The sequence below is a fragment of the Arsenicicoccus cauae genome, assembly GCF_009707125.1.
In the GTDB taxonomy this organism is placed as follows: Bacteria; Actinomycetota; Actinomycetes; order Actinomycetales; family Dermatophilaceae; genus Arsenicicoccus; species Arsenicicoccus cauae.
The window spans coordinates 1-2,577 of the sequence record NZ_WLVL01000033.1; the positions used below are offsets into that span (position 1 = coordinate 1).

Below are 2,577 nucleotides of genomic sequence, written 5' to 3' on the forward strand. Positions count from 1 at the left end.
CGGTAGGCGGCACCCACGACACCCTTGCCGTTCTTGCGGGTGTCGTACAGGTCGAAGTTGCCGCCGTAACTGGAGCCGCCTCCGCCTCCTCCACCGTACCCGCCTACCTCTTGCCGGCGCCCGTCGATGTCGTAGCTGTTGATGGGGTCGAGGGGGTAGGTGTAGGCGGTGGGGTTGCCGCCGGGTTCGGGGTCGAGGCTGGTGAAGGCGCCGCGGGTGGGGTTGTAGTAGCGGTCGCCCATGAGGGTGAGGCCTGCGGTGGCTGGGGTGGTGGAGCGTTGTTCTGCTCCGAGCCATCCGTAGCCAGCGAGTCCTGCGACGGCTTGGGTGGCGGCGGGGTCTCTGGGGGTGCCGTACTCGGTGTAGTCGCTCCACCCGGTGATGCTGGTCGCGGCCGTTCCTTCGCCCTGGTCGGGGCTGAGGTTGATGGTGGTGGCGACGTCGCCGTGGAGGGTGGTCAGGGTCAGGGTGACGGACGCGTCCTCGGCTAGCTGGCGCCGAGGTCTCCGCCGAGGGATCCGGTGCACCGGGTGGTGACGGTCTGGCCGGCGGTGTTGGTGGTGGTGGTCCAGGAGGGGTTGTCGCTGTCGTCGGTGTAGTGCCGCACCATCGTCGAGGTAGGGACATCAGGGTTGGTGCTGGTGGTCTTCTGGGTCAGGCGGCGGTCGACGACGTCGAGGGTGAAGGTGGTATCGACGCCGCCCTGGTCCACACGCTGGGGTAGGTCGGTGTCGTAGTAGCCGAGGGTCAGGTCGCCCTTGGCTGGGTCGGGGGTGTCGGCGGCGGGGACCCGCGTCTGCCGCCCGAGCGGGTGGGACTGCTGCACGGATAGGTGACAGTGGTAGTCACGCAGCCTGGTCGGCTGGTGTGGTCATGGTGGTCTCGTATTCGATGGGCGTCAATCGGCCGAGGCGGTCTTGTCGTCGTCGGCGGTGGTAGGTCCGTTCGATCCAGGTGACGATCGCGATCCGCAACTCGTCGCGGGTGTCCCAGCGGCGTTGGTTGAGGAAGTTCTTTTGCAGGAGGGCGAAGAAGGATTGTGAGACTCCCAGCATGCTGCGCGGCAAGGTGGTGCTGGCTGACGTGACCCACAGAATGACCGACCCTGCCGGTGTCCTTATTGAGAGATATGTCCGCCAGCCGCACCGCCGACCTCGATGGCTTGATTAGGAGCTTGTCCCTTCGGGTGACCCATCACAGTCCTGCCTCACCTCCTCGGCGGAGTCCATCCGCTAGATGAGAAGGAGCAAGGCATGTCACTCGCAGAACTCGTCGACCACGTCATCGGAGTCGACCCCGACAGGGACCGCATCACCGCCGCAGTCGTCTGTTCAAGAACCCAGGGCGAGATCGCCTCAAAGGTCTTCGCCACAACCGCCCGCGGCTACGGCCAAGCGCTGCGGTGGGCAAAGGGCTACACCACCGACGAAAGGCGCGCTTGGTCGATCGAGTCCACCGGGAGCTACGGGGCTGGGTTGGCTGCAGCGCTCGCCGCCAAGGGCGAGTTCGTCATCGAGTTCGACCACCCCAGCACGCGCCCATCGAAGGACGGCGCGAAGTCCGACTCCCTGGACGCCGTTCGTGCAGCGCGCGAGATCTTGGGCCGCAAGACCTGGGCGACGCCGCGTTCGCGCGGTGCCCGCGAAGGCCTGCGAACACTCATCACCGCCCGTGACAGCGCGAAACTCGCGCGGGTCGCTGCGATCAACGTCCTCAAAGCACTCGTGGTCACCGCGCCCACCGACTTGCGCGAGGAGCTGCGCGGGCGCCCGCTGATGGAGCTGGTCGGGCGTTGCCAACGTCTGCGCCCGGAGACCGCCACTGATCCCGAGTACGCAGCGACGAAGCTATCGCTGCGTAGTACCGCGAACCGGGTCCGGCAACTCACCGATGAGTGCCGCGAGCTCGAACTGGCGATGATCCCACTCGTGCGTGCGATGGCGCCGGCACTGCTCGACGAGCCTGGCGTCGGCGTGCTCATGGCCGCCCAGATTCTGGTGTCGTGGTCGCACCCTGGCCGCTGCCGCGACGAAGCCGCTTTCGCCAGGCTCGGTGGCGTCGCACCGCTCGAAGCCACGTCCGGCCAGACCCAGACTCGCCACCGACTCTCACGCGGCGGCGACCGTCAGCTCAACCGGGCACTGCACACCGTGATCCTCGCGCGGGCCAAGCACCACCAGCCGACCAAGGACTACATCGCCCGCCGGATCAGTGAGGGCAAGACGAAAAGAGAGGCCATGCGGTGCCTGAAGCGCTTCTACGCCCGACACCTCTTCCGCGTCCTCGAGGCGGCTCCGATGACCGCTTGACTCTGATAGGAGCATCTCCATCGCGGCATTGTCACCGCAGGCACCGACCCGTCCCATGGACCCGACGAGCTGGTGGCGGCCCAGGCGGTGGACGAATCTTCGACTTCGAAATTGCGAGCCTCGGTCGCTGTGCACGATGCACCCGGCCACATCGACGCCGTCAGCGGCGCGGCGCGCGACGGCTGAGTTCAACGCCGTGACAGCCAGGTGCGACGTCATCCGTGAGTCGATGCTGTAGCCCACGATCCGCCCGGAGCAGGCGTCCTTG

3 protein-coding genes and 2 pseudogenes are annotated in these 2,577 nt (G+C 67.0%); 1 reads left to right on the plus strand and 4 read right to left on the minus strand.

Annotated elements, in window-relative coordinates; genetic code table 11:
* From GGG17_RS08690 to GGG17_RS08700, 3 genes and pseudogenes are all read right to left on the minus strand, one after another.
* A partial coding sequence (locus tag GGG17_RS08690; protein ID WP_154593348.1) for an RHS repeat-associated core domain-containing protein occupies nucleotides 1–527 on the minus strand: 527 nt, incomplete at its 3' end.
* Nucleotides 488–826 (minus strand): hypothetical protein, encoded by a 339-nt coding sequence (locus GGG17_RS08695; protein WP_154593349.1) that lies wholly within the window; start codon nucleotides 824–826, stop codon nucleotides 488–490. The genes GGG17_RS08695 and GGG17_RS08690, both read right to left, overlap by 40 nt.
* 19 nt (nucleotides 827–845) lie before the next feature.
* Nucleotides 846–1,040, minus strand: a pseudogene (locus GGG17_RS08700) (IS3 family transposase); the annotation flags it as partial.
* A gap of 213 nt (nucleotides 1,041–1,253) precedes the next feature.
* On the opposite strand from GGG17_RS08700, the gene GGG17_RS08705 reads away from it, so the two are divergent.
* Nucleotides 1,254–2,309, plus strand: a complete 1,056-nt coding sequence (locus GGG17_RS08705; protein WP_154593351.1) for a transposase — start codon at nucleotides 1,254–1,256, stop codon at nucleotides 2,307–2,309.
* A 3-nt stretch (nucleotides 2,310–2,312) separates the two neighbouring features.
* On the opposite strand, the pseudogene GGG17_RS08710 reads toward GGG17_RS08705, so the two are convergent.
* A pseudogene (locus GGG17_RS08710) lies at nucleotides 2,313–2,577 on the minus strand (DDE-type integrase/transposase/recombinase); the annotation flags it as partial.

Coding starts and splice junctions, on each gene's coding strand:
- GGG17_RS08705 (WP_154593351.1), top strand. CDS start 1,254: ATGTCACTCGCAGAACTCGTCGACCACGTCATCGGAGTCGACCCCGAC.